Here is a 15,097-nt window from a genome sequence, read left to right as displayed (position 1 = left end):
CCGACCGACATAGCCGTCGGGGACGCTGGATACGGCCAAGCGGGGAGGCCCCCCGCCCTGCGTGGTTGGCGTGTCCTTCAGGCCCGGGCAAGCGGGTGCGGGGTCTCCCTCGCGCCGCGCCGCAGCAGCACGATGCAGACGGCGACGACCCACACCCAGAAGGCCGCGTAAGGCAGGAACCACGCGCCGCTCGTCCAGTCGAGCCGGGCCACGACGAAGCCGACGCCCGAGGTGACGGCGAGCCAGCCGAGCCACCTGGGCAGCGCTCGCGCCGTGAGGGCCACCGACCCGCACGCCACAGCGAAGCTCCCCAGCGCCAGCCATGAGTTCGCGAACCCGATGTTGCCCGCGTCGAAGGCGAAGACGGCGAGCTCGCGGCTCACCGACTCACGTGCGCTTGCGGCTGCCCAGAAGGGCTCGAGCACGACGTATGCCGCGAACACCACGATGGATGCGAGCGCCACCGTCGAGCGCCACGCCGGCTCGCCCTCGTGGCGTCGCAACAACACGGCGAACCCGACCGCCCACCAGAGCAGGGCCAGGGAGCCGAGGATCTGGAACGCCGTGGCTGCCGGTACCCAAGAGGTCTGGCTGACGGCGTCGAGGAATGCGGTGACGTTGCCCGGAGGCCCGCTGAAGTCAGGCTCTCCGAGGGTGGAGATCGCGATGGTCGGGGCGAACAGCAGCGGGACGGTGACCAGTCCTAGGACGCCGAGCGTCCTCGTGAGCCGGTTCCAGCTCTGTTCCGAGGTGGCGCGCGAGTCGGCGTACGTGCGGTCGGTGTCCATGACAGCAAAGGTAGGAACGACTGGACGGACACAGAACGCGGCCAGCCCCGACCGCCCCCGGGGCTGGCCCCACGCACACACCTGTGGCTTAACGCGATTTCTCCGCCGGCCGCATACCCGTTGTCGAACTGCTCCGCCTCGCGGGCGCCGTCCTGGTCGGGACCCACGCCGAATTGGCCGTGACCGGGCGCCGCTACCTGCCCGAGGCACCCATGACCGCCCTCACCACGACGCGCTGTCGAGAAGGGAGCCACTCCAGGACAACTCACGGCATGGTCAGCACCACCAAAGACCTCGTGGTGACACACACCTCACGAGACGGCACTGTCACTGGTGGTGACGCGCAGTGTGACTCCTATTGCGAAAGGTGAGGTTCGACGTTCAGCGGACTCGCGAAGGTGTCCCAGTCCGCGCCGGGACCGCGTTCTCGGCCTGGTGGTCCGGAACTGGTCCGCAGAAGCCTCGCCCTCGGTGTCGTCAACGGCGGCCGGGGGCGGGGCATGAAGACGGGGCCTGACCGTGTTGGGCCCAAAACGGGCCCACCGTCCTCGCCGCGAAGGAACCCGCCAAGGACTCAACCCTGATCGGCCGCTGACAATGTTGGAAAGGGCGTGCCCCGTAGCGTCGTGCCAGCGACAGGTACAGCGTCGCTGTGACGGGCGACGGCGTCCCCGAGCTCGAGAGCACAGACAAAGGCATCCTTCCCGCGGTCGCCGGGATGCGGGGCGAGCGGCTCCGGTGGAAGCCCGTGACGCGCGAGCCTGTCTGTCTTCACTCGCGCCGCGGACAGCCTCGACCTTCTACGGCTTGAGTCACGGCTGACCCGTGCGGTGCTCGACCGAGTGCAGGAAGCGCCGCAACTCTCTGGTGACGTCTTGCGGCGCTTCAACCGAGCTGACGTGGCCGGGACCGGAAAGCACGACGAGCTCGGAACTGGGCACCAGAGCATGAATCGCCTCGCCGACCGCGACTGGAGCGCGCACGTCGTGGTCGGCATACACCAGGAGCGTTGGCACGTCGATCTCGGGAAGCACATAACGCTGGTCCTCGAAGCACGCGCGGCTCATGGCCCGGAAGGCACTCGGACGGACCGCCCTCACACTGTCGATGAAGGCGGTGACCAGCTCACCCCCCGCCGACGGCGAGAACATCGACGGCGCCATCGCGGCCGCGAACTCGTCGGCAGCGAGCCCCGAGGCGTGAAGCGATCGGGCGAGCCGCTGCTTGGCATCCTCAGCTCCCAGCGAGCCCAGCCAGCCGGCGTACCCGCTCACGAGTGCGAGTGAGGACGTGAGTTTGCGATGCCGGTGGAAGGCGGCTAGCACCAGCGCTCCGCCGAAGGAGATCCCGACCAGATGGGCTCGATCTATTTCAAGTGTCCGAAGGAGGGCGACGAAGCAGTCGGCGTAGTCGTTCATGCCGAAGCCCTCGGGAGGGTCCGCTGACAGTCCCGAGCCCGGAGCGTCCCACGCGATCACCGTGAAATCGGCTGCGAGCGCATCGATCTGGCTGCCCCACGTCGAGCGCGCGTCGCCCACGAAGCCGTGGGCAAGCGCCACCGGTGGCCCGCTTCCCACTCGCTCGTACGCGATATTCAGCCCCAGAACCGAAACCTGGTCGGTCACGCCGGTATCTTCCCACCGTCGCCACTCAGAAGCGGTGCTCGACCGGCGCGTCACGGCGGGTAAACGACCTCGGGTATCCGCGGGTGGTTTCGCAGACGATGCCGGGTGTCACCAAACTTCTGACATCGTGTCTGCGGACGTCGATCAAGCCCAAGCTGGCGTGCTGATCGCGGCATACGGGATGTTGCCTTTCTGGCTCTCCAACGCGCACCGCTTCGCTCCCTGCAGACCTGGGTCGATCACTTCCTCCCCTGGCGGGGCGACGACTCGGAGTCCCTCGAGACTTACGCAACCCACTTCGAACGGCACTCACCCGCCACCAAGGAGTCACCATGAAGAAGTTCGTCTTCCTCGCGCACGGCACGATGGAGCGCCCCCCCGAGTTCATCCAGGCACAGAAGGCGTGGTGGTCCTCGATGCAAGGCCACGTCGTCGACTCGGGGAACCCGCTGTTCAACGGACACGACGTCTCCAAGGACGGCGCTGTCGCCCAGATCGGCGCGGACCTTCCACCCGCACTCGGCTACTCGATCGTTCAGGCCGAGTCGATGGATGCAGCGGTCTCGCTGCTCGAGTCGTGCCCCATGGACATGTGGGTATACGAGGCGATGCACATGTAGGAGGAGCCCGCCGGGTTGCGCTCAGCCGGGTGACACGGCTTCGCTGACCCGGAGTGCACCGCCACGTCCGACGAAGGGGTGATCCCGCAGCAGGGCGGTCGCCGCCGCGAGGTCCTCTGCCTCGATGACGGAATAGCCGCCGGCCGGTCCCTCGGCGACGCCGTCCGCCACGCCCGCGCTCGAGACGACAGCGGAACCGCCGAGCGGGGCTCCAGGATCGACCAGGGCTGAGCCGACCTGCTCGACCCAGGTCATGAATGCGGCCATCGCCTGTCGTCCCTCCTCCTCGGTCCGAGGAGCGCCGGCACCGTGGTACGTCACAAGAAACTTCGCCACGACGCTACGAGCCTGCGTATGCAACCTCCATGTTCTGCTGGACAAGCGACATGTCCGATCGTCCACATGCACGTACGCTGGTGCTGTGAAGCGCGTCAGCGCTCCCTCGGACGACCTCGCCGACGTGCTCAGGGGCATCAACGTCAGGAGCACGATCCTGTGTCGCTCGCATTTCACCGCCCTGTGGGGCTTTCAGGTCGACGCCTCGGATCTCGCGAAGTTCCACATCGTCCTCGACGGCGCGGCGGGGCTTGAGCTCGACCGTCCGGCCGAGTCTCATCGGCTCGAGGCCGGGACCATCGTCGTGCTGCCTCAAGGCACGGGACACCGTGTGCGCGATGACCCGAGCAGCCCGGTGCGGGACCTCGAGAAGATCCTCGCGGATCACCCACCGGACGCGGCTGGGCGTCTTGCGTACGGCGGTACCGGGCCGAGCACGACTGTCCTGTGTGGCGCGTTCGAGGCCGCCTTCCTGCCCGAGGACATGACCGACCTGCTGCCGCGGGCACTCGTGCTCCAGCAGGACGGGAGCAGCAGGGTGACCCGGTGGCTCCAGCCGTTCGCCGACCTGCTCGCCTCGGACCACCCCGCCCCCGGCGAGGCCGCGGTCTTGTCGAAGGTCGCTGACCTTTTCCTCACCGAGTTCTTCCGGCAGTACCTCGCGCAGCAGAGCCCGCGCTCGTGCTCCTGCCGAGTAGCGACGGCACCGGCGCCCCGATCGCGACCGCCCTGAGGCTCATGCGACGCGATCCTCGGGCGCCGTGGACGGTGGAGGGCCTCGCGCGGCAGGTGGGGATGTCCCGTACGGCGTTCGCCGCACGGTTCCGCGACTCGGTGGGTGAGCCACCACTGAGCCACCTGACCCGGGTTCGGTTCAGCCAGGGCGCTGGCTACCTCACGACGACCTCACGGACCATCGGCGCCATCGCCAGGGACGTCGGCTACGACAACGAGTCGTCCTTCTCGAAGGCGTTCAAGCGGATGTACGGGTGCCCGCCCGGGGCCTTTCGCAGCGAATGGGCCGGGTGACGACGACTCAACCAAGCGACTCGCGCGGCGGGTTCGGCGGCCACTCCTAGGGAGACCGTCGCGAGAGTCCTCGGTGATGGCGCCGACCCCGGACGCATCACCCTCGCGCGAGGCGCATCACTGTCCATGACCAGGACCGCCATGGCTCTGGATCAGGGCCTGCGAGCGGTTGTGATCCGGGCGTCGAGCTGGCGTTGCTTGCGCCGGGATGGCCGTCCCGTCTCGACGAAGTGCTTGAGGTCCGCCAGGAACCCTGGGGTGATGTGGGCGATCTGGAGCCGGATCACCGGATAGAGGACCCAGCCGAGGACCCCGTGCACCTGCAGCGCCGCCTCGAGGTCCACCCTGCTGCGCTGGTCGCCCAAGGCCGTGACACGCCACCGGTTTCGGGCGGTGCGGAGGAACGGCGGAAGGCCCTCGGCCTCGTAGGTCAGGGTGCGCCCCGCCTCGTCGTACGACACGATCCGTTCGGTCACCTCCGCGACCGCGCCGAGACCAGTAGTGCACACGCGGCCTGCGACGGGTGCGCCGAGAACCCGGGAGTCACCGGGTGCCGGGTGGGATGCCGGAATGACCGTGGCCCAGTCGGCGACGTGGTCGAAACGGTGCGCCACGACGTCCCAGACGGCGGCCGCTGGGGCGTCGATCGTGACCTGGGCTCGCAGTGTCGTCATGCCTCAACCATCCGTGGCGTCCGCGTGGAGGGCGATTCCCTGCTGGGGAATGGATCCGTGACCAGGCCGGTGGCACAGTGCTGCTCATGGCGTCGCACAGCAGTGCTCCAGGCAGCCCATTCGGGGTGCGCCTGCGCCAGTGGCGGCAGCAACGGCGCCTGGGCCAGCTGGAGCTCGCGGGCCGCGCGGCTCGACCGCACGCCACGTCTCGTTCCTCGAGACCGGGCGGTCGCGGCCGAGCCGCGAGATGGTGTTCCGGCTGACCGACGTGCTCGACCTGACCCCGCGCGAGCGCAACCTGCTGCTGCAAGCGGCAGGGTTCGCGCCGGCATACCGGCAGGGGTCGGTCGGTGACCCGGAGCTGGAACCGTATGCCGCCGCGATCGACCGGTTGCTCGCCGCCCACGAGCCGTTCCCGGCTCAAGTGCTCGATGCGTACTCCGTTGTGGTTGCGGCGAATCGGGCCTGCAGTCCGCTCTTCGGCGACGGCCTCGTCGCCACGAACATGGTCGAGTTCTACCTCGACAACCCCGCCTCCCGGGACGTGATTGTCAACTGGCCCGAGGTCGCGTATGCCGCCCTGGCCAGGTTGCGTCGTCAGCGCGACCGGGCGCCCCTGGACGAACGCCTGCAGGACCAGGTTGACCTCGCCGAGTCCGCGGTGGCCGACCTGCCGAAGCCGTTGGACACCGGCCCCGACAGCCTCGTGGTCTGTCCCTGGTTCCGCGTCGGCGACAGGATCATGCGCACCATCGTGCTGACGGCACGCTTCGACGCGGCGGTCGACGTGACCCTCGACGAGCTGCGGATCGAGCTCATCTACCCGCTCGATACGGCGACCGAGCGCTTCTTCCGCCAGATGGCCTCAGCATGACCCTCACCCAAGCGACAGTGACGTCGGTATGCGAAAGCCGGTCCCCGAGCCGGCTTTCCATTCGAGGCTTCGGCCGCTTCAATGACGATGTGGGTGTGGATGTGACGGTGCGGACGACGATCGAGTGCCCGCTTGAGACTCTCGCCGCGTTCGCAGGCGACCCGACGAACGCGCCCAGGTGGTACGCCAATATTCGATCCGTGGACTGGCAGACTCCGCCGCCTGTCGCGGTCGGCTCACGGATGGATTTCGTTGCCCAGTTCTTGGGTCGACAGCTGTCGTACACCTACGAAGTGGTCGAGCTCGAGCCGACGCGGCGGCTCGTCATGCGCACTGCTGATGGCCCGTTCCCGATGGAGACCACGTAAACATGGGAGCCAAGCGGCGCCGGACAGACCCAGATGACCTTGCGGAACAGAGGCAACCCCTCCGGCTTTTCACGGTTCACCGCTCCGATGATGGAGCGCGCCATGCGGCGAGCCACCACCAAGGACCTGGCCCGGCTCAAGGCAATCCTCGAGGGTGGCGACCTGGGCACAGGGGATATGGCGCGGGCGTTGACCGTTACGAGGCAATTCCAGGCCCACTGGGGTCGCCTCGGGCGCGTGACTGCTCAGGCTTCCGGGAGCCCGGAGTCGAGGCAGAGAATGTTGCCCTCGCTGTCCTTGAACCAGGCAGCCTTGCCCATATCGCCCATGGAGGCGACGCCGTCATCCCACTCCACGCCCGGCATGTCGTAGGTCTCGAGAGCGACACCCTTGGCCTGCAGGGCGCGCGCCTCGGCCTCGACGTCGTCGACGTGGAACTGGGCGATGGTGTGACCGGCCTGGCCGGCGTACTCGGTCTGGTAGACGCTGAACGCCGTGCCGCCCTCGGTGCGATAGATCAGCATCCCGGCGTCTCCGAGCTCCATGGCTGGCTCCAGGCCGAGGGTGTCGGCGTAGAACGATCGGGCTCGCGTGAGATCGGCGGCAGGGATGTTGGCGGTGACGGATGCACTCGTGAGCATGGGATCCTCCTGATGAGCTGCACATGAGATTGGGTCGGGGTGTGGCGACGTCGCCGGCAGAATCGAGCGACGCGCGAACGGCGGATCAGCGGGTGAGGGCAATGACGGTCGGCGCCCCATGTCTCCTGACGCTCCGCCGGCCCTTGTCTGGGTGAAAGCCACCTCCTCGGGTTTGGTTCTGTTCTGGGCCAGCTCGATGACCCTCGTTCCGAACTACACCCTGCTCTGGCGATGCCGCAGTCGAACCACGAATTTGGGTTCGCGGTGGCTGCACGATTGGCATGCGCTGTCCTGGAAGCCCTCTTTGCTACTAGTTCATTCGCCGAAGCACGGCAGCGAAACCGCGCCCGGGGCGCAATCAGCTCAGGCGCGACGAGCGGCAGATGGCCTCAGTGATACCCGAGCTAGGGGCTTGAACCCCTTGACTTGTGGGCTTTCGGGGTTTGTGGGCCCAGGAACGCCGCGGACGCGGTACAAAGCGGGACACAACGGCGCGCGGATCGTACGAAAACGGGCCCTGACCTGCGAAACAGGTCAGGGCCCTGTCGGTCGGGCTGACAGGATTTGAACCTGCGACCCCTTGACCCCCAGGTCAGTGAGGTCTCTTTCTTATGCCCGCACTCGCGCCTGCCGACGCCTCGTCGCACGCTTGAGCGCGCATGGCGTGCACAAATGCCGTATTTGGAGGACGTCGTCAGGCCGCGGGCTGGCCCGGACGATGCATCGGGCCGACGCATACGTGCGCAGCTTCTCTGGGCCGAGGGCTCACTACTTGAGGACTCTGCCGAAGAAGTCGGTGGCGAGCCCGACGACCCGGTCCTTGACTGTGTCGCTGTCCAGGCCCGTCGCGGGGACAGTCTGAGGGGTGATGTTGAAGTCGGGGTCGATCAGGACGTTGATCTCGTCCCGGATGTCCACCGGGCTGGTGAAGGTGTCGAAGGAGCAGTAGTCCATCGGACGGCCCGACAACGGGAAAGCGGTCACGATCTGACTGATGGTCTGCCGATCGAGGATGGCGTGCTCGTTGCCCTGCGCGATGGCGCCTGCTGCCTGGGTCTGGTCGCAGTACGTCGAGTCGAAGCTGCGGTGGACCGCTCCGTTGATGATCACGAGGGCCTTGTCCTTGCTGGAGATCTTGTCGATGGCGAACTGGCTCACGGCCATCGGCGAGGTCCGGTCTTGGTCGCCGGCGACCAGGAGCGTGGGAACAGTCACTTGTTGAAGGTCGACGCCACTGGTGATCGACGGCGAGCCGATGGCCAGACCCATGACTCCCTTGACCTTGACCTTGAACTTGGCCTGGTCCAGGACCTGTCCCACGGGCTTGATGTTCCAGAGCGCACTGCCTCCGGCAGCGGCGAGCGCGGTGACGGTTCCGCGCGAGTGACCCATGACGCCCACCTCGGACAGGTCGACGCGGTCGCCCAGCCACTCCGGAAGGTTGTCCAGGACCGCCGAGACGTCAGCAACGCGGTCCTTCATGCTGACCGGGATGTCCGTTCGAGAGCATGGTGGTGGCAGGGAGTCGTTGCAGGTCCAGTTCGCCAATGGACCGAGCGTGCTGACGAGGTAGTCGATCCGGACGTCGTCTTGGCTGTTGCCGGTATGCGACGGAGCCGCGACGACGAAGCCGGCACGGGCGATCTGTTCGAGCGTGTAGGCGTAGTCGATCGGGTCGTTCAGGTTGCCGTGCGAGAACACGATCACCGGGAAGGCTGGGCCGCGCGGGTCGACCGGCACATTCTCGCGGGCGGTCCCGCCGGTGAGGACCCAGGACAGCGGCCGGTACCCCTGCGGGAGCGCCCGACCGTTCAACGCCGACGTGTAGACGGTCTTCGGCGCGGCCGAGAAGCCCCGTGGATCTGCCGGGTACCACAGGTGAACGGCGACGTGCCTACCCGGGACGCCGCGCGGCGGGTCAATGATCAGGATCTGATGGCCGACTGGGCGGTCTTGCTGGTTGACGACAGCCCCTGCAGCCCCCGTGGCGGCGTGCGACGGCATCGCGAGCGCGGTGCCCGTAATCGCCGCGACACACAGGACGACCGCCGCAAGGACGGCTCGAGGCTTCGCTCGTCTCCCGTGGGCAAGGGCCAGCAACCCGCGGGCCGCGTTCGGTCCACCAGGCGTGATGAGTTTCATGAGAACCCCCTTCTGGGCCGGCGCCGCCATCGGGGCGACGTCTGGTTCGCCTCACCGCCCGCTGGCGGTGAAGTGCTGCTGCACCTGAGCGCTGCTCAGCGCGACGTTGTAGATCGCTACCTCGTCGATGAGCCCGGCGAAGTACTGCGTCCCGTCCGTGTCGCGGCCGATGTTGAGGGCGGTCGCGTTGTTGCCGACCGCGCGGCTGGTGACTTGGCCGGTCCGGTCGATGCCGTCGATGTAGAGCGTCACCAGGTGCCCGGACTTGGTCGCCACAAGATGGTGGAAGCTGGTCGTGTCCTTGGTCGGGACGCTCGCCGCGGCGATCATCCCCGAGCCACCCTTGGAGAAAGTCAAGGTGTCCTTGACGAAACTCAGCCGCCAGGAGCCGGACCCCTTCGAGAGCACGGTCCTCGCGGAGTTGGAGGTGCTGGCCCGCCTGACCCAGGCTTCGAGCGTGAGGCTGTCGCCGGTGTCCAGCGACGCGCCGTCGGCGACGGCCACGTAGTCGTTCGAGCCGTCGAATCCGGCCGACGAGTTCGGGTCGCCGAGCAGCGCTCCTGGCTGACCTAGCGCGACACCGTTGTAGTAAAGACCCGCGTTCGCGCCCGTGGCGTCGGCTGCAGTGGTTCCAGACGTATCGTCGAGGCGCCAGTAGGAAACAAGTCCCGGCGTGCCCAGCACCGCCGCGCGGTAGTCGAGGACCACTGTCCAACTTCGCGAGGCCGGGGTGGGATCGATGTTCCCGCTGGCGTCCGTGGCCGTCACCTCGAAGGTATGCGGTCCCCTCGCGAGGTTGGCGGTGGTGTAGGGCGAGCCGCACGACGTGAAGGCAGCCCCGTCGAGGCGGCACCGGAACGTCGAGCCCGGCTCGCTCGAGGTGAACGTGAAGGTCGCGGCCGTAGCGGTCACGCTGCCCGAAGGACCGCCGGTGATGAAGGTCTCCGGCGGGCTGGTATCGGCTGGCGCAATCGTCCAGGTCCACACGGCCGGAGAGGGGTCGGTGTTTCCCCAGGCGTCCGTCGCCTTCACCTCGAAGGTATGCGGCCCCGGCGTGAGTGTCGGGGTGGTGTTCGGCGAGCTACACCCAACGAACGCACTCCCGTCCACGCGACACCGGAACGTCGAGCCCGGCTCGCTCGAGCTGAAGCTGAAGGTCGCGGCCGTAGCGGTCACGGTGCCCGAAGGACCGCCGGTGATAAAGGTCTCCGGCGGGCTGGTGTCGACCGGCCCGAATGGCGACTGGTATCTCGCGAGGGCGATGTCGTTCGTGAAGCCGGGTGTGGAGGTGAAACCAGCCACCAGGGTCCGGCCGTCGGCTTGGACGGCCACGGCACGGGCCACATCGCTCGCGCCGCCGAAGGACGTGATCTGCTTGCCGTCGCCCGAGAACGTGAGGTCCGGGGAACCGTCGGGGTTGAACATGGCGATCCCGAAGCAGAAGCCTCCGAGCGTGAAGTCCCGCATCGACTGGCCAACCACGACGATCTTGCCGTCCGCACCGAGCGCGACGGCGTTGCCGTAGTCCTCCACATCGAGGTCGCTGGTCTGCTTGCCGCCGAACCCGAACGAGGTGTCCAGAGATCCGTTCACGTCGTACCGAGCGAGCGCGAAGTCACTGAGGCGGGTGTCCGGACTGCTGGGGAGCACGACGCCACCGGCGATGATGACCCGGCCGTCCGCCTGAATCGCGACGCCGCCGGCCGAGGCCTCGCCGCCGAAGTCCGTAGTCTGTCTGCCGCCGATGCCGTAGGAGGAGTCGAGTGATCCGTCCGGGCGGAAGCGGGCAAGCGCGAACTCATCTGTCTGCCCGTAGGAGGTGGAGCCGCCGGCAACGAGGTTGCCATCGCCTTGGGCCACGACTCCGGCGACGCTGTCCTGCCCCCCGAAGTCCGCCGTCTGCCTGCCGTCGCCGGAGAAGCTGCTGTCAAGCGAACCATCCGGGTTGAAGCGGGCAAGAGCGAAATCCGAGCCGCTCCCTCCCCCCAGCACGATCCTGCCGTCCCCCTGGAGGGCCAGCGCATTGGCCCGGTCGTCCGCGCCGAAGTCGGTGGTCTGTCTCGCGTCACCCGAGAATCCCGTGTCGAGCGAGCCATCCGCGTTGAGGCGTTCCAGCGCAAAGTCCCACGCCGGAGCTGGATTGGTTGGGGTCGGCGGACCATGAGTCCCCCCGGCGACGACGATCCTGCCATCGCCCTGGATCGCCACTGCGGTCGCGACATCCATGCCGCCGAAGTCGGTGACCTGCCTGCCGCCGACCCCGAATGATGTATCGAACGCGCCGTCGGGCAGGTAGCGGACGACCACGAAGTCACCGTCGGCCTCCCCGACCACCACGATCTTGCCGTCGGCCTGGATTGCCACGGCACTCGCGCCCTCCTCGCCGCCGAAGTCGGTCACCACCAGGCCGTGCCCGCCGAACGTCGGATCAAGGTCGCCTGGGCTCGCCTCGGCCGGGACACCGGCCACCAGCATTGCGGCAACCACCAAGGCCGAAACTGCAGCCACTGTCGTGATGCGTCTCATCATGGCTTTCCTCTCGTCATTCGAGCATCGGCGGCAAGAACCAGCGAGAGAACACGCTCACCGGATGCAGCTCCTTTTTGTGCATTTCGCCGCGCTAGCACCCCTGGGGAACCAGGATGAGGTGGCGGCCGTCGCGAGTTGTCAATACCGTCCCCACTATGGCCATGTGAAGACACCGAGGAGATTTCGAGCCTCGGGCGAAGCTCAGTAAGCTAGGCATGCTCGGGCCCGTCCACCCCTGATTAGCGGGACGGACTGAGCGCGGCGCTGTGGGCTAGGCACAAAGGTCGACTCAGACGTCAAGACCCATCGCTCTCTGCCGGACCGATGAACCAACGAATGGGAGCCGCCGGAAACGCTATCAATTCGAGGGTCGGACGGACTAGGCAGGTTAGGCCGGGACCAGCCGGCCGACCAGTTGGATGCGGCATCGGAGCCGATGCGGGTATCGCGTGATTCGGTGAGCCATTTGTCGCGGGCCCGATGTCACGGGCCATGGCCCAACCTAGGGATAACAGGCGCCTGGGCGCCTCAGGCAAATGCCTAGGTTCCGCTCAGTTCCGAGTGGGCGAGCAGCGCCGCAAGTTCCGAGCGGGACCGGACACCGAGCTTGGCGTACACGTGGCCCAGGTGGTAGCCCACCGTCTTAACGCTCAGTACGAGCTGGTCCGCAGCTTCCCGATTGGTCCGGCCCGCGCCGACCAGCCGGGCCACCGCCCGCTCCTGAGGCGTGAGCTCACTGACGATCGAAGGGCCGGAAGCCTTCGTGGCGTGATCAGGCAGTCCCGAAGCGAGCAACTCGGAGCGGCAACGGGCCATAAAGGGCTCCGCTTGCAGCGCGCCGAAGGCCCCAAGTGCGGCGTTCAACAGCTCTCGCGCACGGCGGCGTTCCCCACGGCGGCGCAGGAAGCTCCCATATGCGAGTGGGGCCAAAGCGAGATCCAGGGCGTTCGCGCGGCCTTCGCGCATCGAGTGTTCGAACAAGGCACGCGCGGCCGTCGGATCGCCCATTGCGGCGTCGAGCACACCCTCGATGCGGGCCGCTGTGCCCATCGTCGAGGGTAGGTTCCTCCGGGTGCCTATTGTCCGGAGGTCGTGCAGCACGGAGGCGGCGTCGCCGTGGCGCCCAAGGGCAATGAGCGCCTCCGCGTACTGACTCCGCCAACCGAATACGCCGGGCTCATGCGTCGCGGACCCGACGGGGGTCTCGAGAAGCGGCTGGACGGCCGAGATCACAGCAAGTGCGTCTCCACGACAGGAAGCCAAGTGGACCGCGGCGTTGGCTGCGTACGACAGGCTGGCTCGGTCGCCGAGTGCGGTGGCGGCGGCTTGCGCTTGCTCGGTGTGCGCCCCTGCCTCGACCCACTGTCCACGCGCCGCCAAAACCAGTACGGGGATGGCGTGGGCCAGGGCGAGCAACCATGTCTGACCGCTGTCAATGATCAACGATAGGGCCTGCTCGGCGTGGCCAAGTGAGTCGTCCCACGCGCCAACGCGGTACTCCGCCTCGGCTAGGTAGCTGATGGCAACCAGCCCGATGGAGCTGCCGCCGAAACCTCGGTGACCAGGCAGGAACGCTTGAAGGTCGGCCCTAGCCTCGTGCGGCCGTCCGACGAACAGGAACATCTCGCCCCGACTGATCAGCTCGTTGAGTCGGCCCGCCGGCACATCATCTGGCGACATAGGAAGGTCGCGCAGAAGGTCGAGCCCTTCGGGGCCGAAGCCCGAGAGGCAGGTTCCCAGCGCCTGCACCGCGCGCACGTCAGATGCGACCGGCCCTGGCAGCATCCCGCTCTTGAGAGCGCGACCAGCCCATCGAGCGGCAGATGCGTTGTCATTTTGGAGTAACCGCAAATGCGCCAGCATGGCGGCCGCGGCCGCAGCCTCCCCAGCGACGCCGGAATTCCAGACCGTCTTTGCCTGCTCCTCGAACTCGAGATACCGTCCCGAAGCCCACGCCAACTTGGCCTCCACGAGGCGCCGCTGTGGAGTATCCGCCATTTCCACAACACGGTCCGCAAGGATCACTGCTTCCTCGACTTCACCTGCCTGCAGGAGGAGTCCCACTGCGGCTAGAACGAACGCGCTCTCCTCTCCTGGCTCACTCAGCCGGGCTGCGGCGAGCAGCAAGTCCGCCGCTAGGGCCGGCCGCCCTTGCTGTGTCTCGATCTCCGCTTGCACCCTCAAGATGGATACGAGCTCGGGAGTTGGGCCGGACGCAGCTGCCACCTGATGGGCAAGTTGCGACGTCGGGGAACCCATTTGAGCTGCCCGCAGGTGCAACCTCGCCCGGGTCCCTGGCCCAAGGCTGCCATAGACGGCCGACCGGGTCAGCGAGTGGCGGAAGGCAAGCGTCCAGCCCTCATTCGTGAGGTGGCCCCTGATGATTCCAGACGCTTCCGCCTGCTCCAGCGCGTCCAACGGCTGGCTGACCTCGCCGACAGCGGCGGCCGCATTCAGCGAACATTCCACACCCAATACAGCAGCTGCGGTCACCAGAGACCGGGCCGCCCTAGGGCAACCAGTCAACGACGCCAGCACGAGCCGGCTGAAGGAGTCCGGGGCAGGAATGGGGAAACCCGTGCGTTGCAGGTCGGCCGACGACATTTCGGTCAGCAGCGCACATAGATGGAGCGGATTGCCACCAGTGTGCTCTCGTAGCCGAGCGGCCGCGCGGTGGCGGAGAGCCGGATGACCCATCTGGGTGCAGAGCGCCAGGACCGCCCCGGTGTCCAATCCAGGGAGGGTCATCTTCTCGCCACGGTCGTTGAAGTGTCGCTGCAGTGACGCAGGGAGACGGTCCATGTCATCGCTGCGCGCAGTGAGCAGCGTGAGCACCTGGTCCACCTGCAATCGCCTGAGCGCGAACGTCAGAGCTGTCAGGGACTGGGGATCCGCCCACGGAGCATCGTCGACGATGATCGCCACCGGTCCGGCCTCCTGCAGTTCGCCCACGAGTGTGAGTAACTCCGCGCCCACCTTCATCGGATCGGTTGGGCCAAGTTCGGCCCGATGGGCCATGGACATGCCGTCGGTCGCAGCCGACCATAGCTGCATAACCAGGCCGTACGGCATGCGTGTCTCCGCCTCATCCGCTGACAGCCTGATGACGCGCCAACCACTCAACGACTCGCCGAAATGGGCAATAAGGGATGTTTTTCCAATTCCGGCCGGTCCATCAACGACAACTAACCGCGGCTGACCGGATACAACCTGTTCGGCGCGCTCGCTCAACACCTGCAGCTCATGCTCGCGCCCCACAAACTCCGCTCGCACTCGTACCTCCGCAACGACGCTGGACCCCTGCCCGATCCCTAGCATTCCGCTGCGCGCACCACTTGTCAGAGACCTCGTGGGATCTGAGCCTGTACGCGCCCTCCGCGAGACGCTGCGCAGGGAACGGGGCCGCGGTTGTCAGCGAGATGACATCGACGCCTCGTCCATCCCCGTCACGATCGTCGGCGAAGCGCATAT

Annotated in this window: 13 protein-coding genes; 5 read left to right on the top strand and 8 right to left on the bottom strand. The window is 67.2% G+C overall.

Features of this window, described 5'->3' with window-relative positions; translation table 11 throughout:
• Positions 1 to 77 precede the first annotated feature (77 nt).
• Both ACYVLP_RS03115 and ACYVLP_RS03110 read right to left on the bottom strand, forming a co-directional pair.
• Entirely contained in the window at positions 78 to 788 is a 711-nt protein-coding gene (locus ACYVLP_RS03115; RefSeq protein WP_460625862.1) for a hypothetical protein, read from the bottom strand.
• An 812-nt stretch (positions 789 to 1,600) separates the two neighbouring features.
• Positions 1,601 to 2,413, bottom strand: coding sequence for an alpha/beta fold hydrolase (locus tag ACYVLP_RS03110; RefSeq protein WP_460625861.1), 813 nt, complete (start codon positions 2,411 to 2,413; stop codon positions 1,601 to 1,603).
• Between the two features lie 332 nt (positions 2,414 to 2,745).
• Between ACYVLP_RS03110 and ACYVLP_RS03105 the strand changes: the two genes are divergently transcribed.
• Positions 2,746 to 3,033, top strand: coding sequence for a hypothetical protein (locus ACYVLP_RS03105; RefSeq protein WP_460625860.1), 288 nt, complete (start codon positions 2,746 to 2,748; stop codon positions 3,031 to 3,033).
• A gap of 21 nt (positions 3,034 to 3,054) precedes the next feature.
• Here ACYVLP_RS03105 and ACYVLP_RS03100 read toward each other — a convergent pair whose 3' ends face one another.
• Positions 3,055 to 3,369: a YciI family protein gene (locus ACYVLP_RS03100; RefSeq protein WP_460625859.1), complete on the bottom strand. Its 315-nt coding sequence runs from the start codon at positions 3,367 to 3,369 to the stop codon at positions 3,055 to 3,057.
• An 85-nt stretch (positions 3,370 to 3,454) separates the two neighbouring features.
• Here ACYVLP_RS03100 and ACYVLP_RS03095 point away from each other — a divergent pair, with 85 nt between their 5' ends.
• Together ACYVLP_RS03095 and ACYVLP_RS03090 are read left to right on the top strand one after the other, a co-directional pair.
• A complete protein-coding gene (locus ACYVLP_RS03095; protein WP_460625858.1) occupies positions 3,455 to 4,102 on the top strand; it encodes a cupin domain-containing protein in 648 nt (215 codons plus the stop codon).
• A gap of 5 nt (positions 4,103 to 4,107) precedes the next feature.
• Positions 4,108 to 4,398, top strand: a complete 291-nt coding sequence (locus ACYVLP_RS03090) for a helix-turn-helix transcriptional regulator (protein WP_460625857.1) — start codon at positions 4,108 to 4,110, stop codon at positions 4,396 to 4,398.
• 152 nt (positions 4,399 to 4,550) lie between these two features.
• On the opposite strand, the gene ACYVLP_RS03085 is transcribed toward ACYVLP_RS03090, so the two are convergent.
• Positions 4,551 to 5,072, bottom strand: a complete 522-nt coding sequence (locus ACYVLP_RS03085; protein ID WP_460625856.1) for an SRPBCC family protein — start codon at positions 5,070 to 5,072, stop codon at positions 4,551 to 4,553.
• A gap of 139 nt (positions 5,073 to 5,211) precedes the next feature.
• On the opposite strand from ACYVLP_RS03085, the gene ACYVLP_RS03080 reads away from it, so the two are divergent.
• Together ACYVLP_RS03080 and ACYVLP_RS03075 are read left to right on the top strand one after the other, a co-directional pair.
• On the top strand, positions 5,212 to 5,946 hold the full coding sequence (locus ACYVLP_RS03080) for a helix-turn-helix transcriptional regulator (protein ID WP_460625855.1): 735 nt from the start codon (positions 5,212 to 5,214) through the stop codon (positions 5,944 to 5,946).
• Complete coding sequence (locus tag ACYVLP_RS03075) at positions 5,943 to 6,314, top strand: SRPBCC family protein (RefSeq protein ID WP_460625854.1); 372 nt, start codon at positions 5,943 to 5,945, stop codon at positions 6,312 to 6,314. The genes ACYVLP_RS03080 and ACYVLP_RS03075 overlap by 4 nt, the downstream gene beginning before the upstream one ends.
• 245 nt (positions 6,315 to 6,559) lie before the next feature.
• Here the strand turns inward: ACYVLP_RS03075 and ACYVLP_RS03070 are convergent, their stop codons facing one another.
• From ACYVLP_RS03070 to ACYVLP_RS03055, 4 genes are all read right to left on the bottom strand, one after another.
• Entirely contained in the window at positions 6,560 to 6,955 is a 396-nt protein-coding gene (locus tag ACYVLP_RS03070; RefSeq protein WP_460625853.1) for a VOC family protein, read from the bottom strand.
• Between the two features lie 768 nt (positions 6,956 to 7,723).
• Entirely contained in the window at positions 7,724 to 9,097 is a 1,374-nt protein-coding gene (locus ACYVLP_RS03065; protein ID WP_460625852.1) for an alpha/beta hydrolase family protein, read from the bottom strand.
• 51 nt (positions 9,098 to 9,148) lie between these two features.
• Positions 9,149 to 11,626: a LamG-like jellyroll fold domain-containing protein gene (locus ACYVLP_RS03060; protein ID WP_460625851.1), complete on the bottom strand. Its 2,478-nt coding sequence runs from the start codon at positions 11,624 to 11,626 to the stop codon at positions 9,149 to 9,151.
• A gap of 540 nt (positions 11,627 to 12,166) precedes the next feature.
• Entirely contained in the window at positions 12,167 to 14,899 is a 2,733-nt protein-coding gene (locus tag ACYVLP_RS03055; protein WP_460625850.1) for an ATP-binding protein, read from the bottom strand.
• Between the last annotated feature and the right edge of the window lie 198 nt (positions 14,900 to 15,097).

The organism is Intrasporangium mesophilum, assembly GCF_054783095.1.
The sequence above is the reverse complement of the archived record's forward strand: the minus strand, read 5'-3'. Positions and strand labels throughout refer to the sequence as shown.

What these genes read in the sequence shown, in the direction of transcription:
- ACYVLP_RS03115 (WP_460625862.1), bottom strand. Translation starts at nt 788, where the DNA reads ATGGACACCGACCGCACGTACGCCGACTCGCGCGCCACCTCGGAACAG.
- ACYVLP_RS03105 (WP_460625860.1), top strand. Translation starts at nt 2,746, where the DNA reads ATGAAGAAGTTCGTCTTCCTCGCGCACGGCACGATGGAGCGCCCCCCC.
- ACYVLP_RS03090 (WP_460625857.1), top strand. Translation starts at nt 4,108, where the DNA reads ATGCGACGCGATCCTCGGGCGCCGTGGACGGTGGAGGGCCTCGCGCGG.
- ACYVLP_RS03085 (WP_460625856.1), bottom strand. Translation starts at nt 5,072, where the DNA reads ATGACGACACTGCGAGCCCAGGTCACGATCGACGCCCCAGCGGCCGCC.
- ACYVLP_RS03075 (WP_460625854.1), top strand. Translation starts at nt 5,943, where the DNA reads ATGACCCTCACCCAAGCGACAGTGACGTCGGTATGCGAAAGCCGGTCC.
- ACYVLP_RS03070 (WP_460625853.1), bottom strand. Translation starts at nt 6,955, where the DNA reads ATGCTCACGAGTGCATCCGTCACCGCCAACATCCCTGCCGCCGATCTC.
- ACYVLP_RS03065 (WP_460625852.1), bottom strand. Translation starts at nt 9,097, where the DNA reads ATGAAACTCATCACGCCTGGTGGACCGAACGCGGCCCGCGGGTTGCTG.
- ACYVLP_RS03060 (WP_460625851.1), bottom strand. Translation starts at nt 11,626, where the DNA reads ATGATGAGACGCATCACGACAGTGGCTGCAGTTTCGGCCTTGGTGGTT.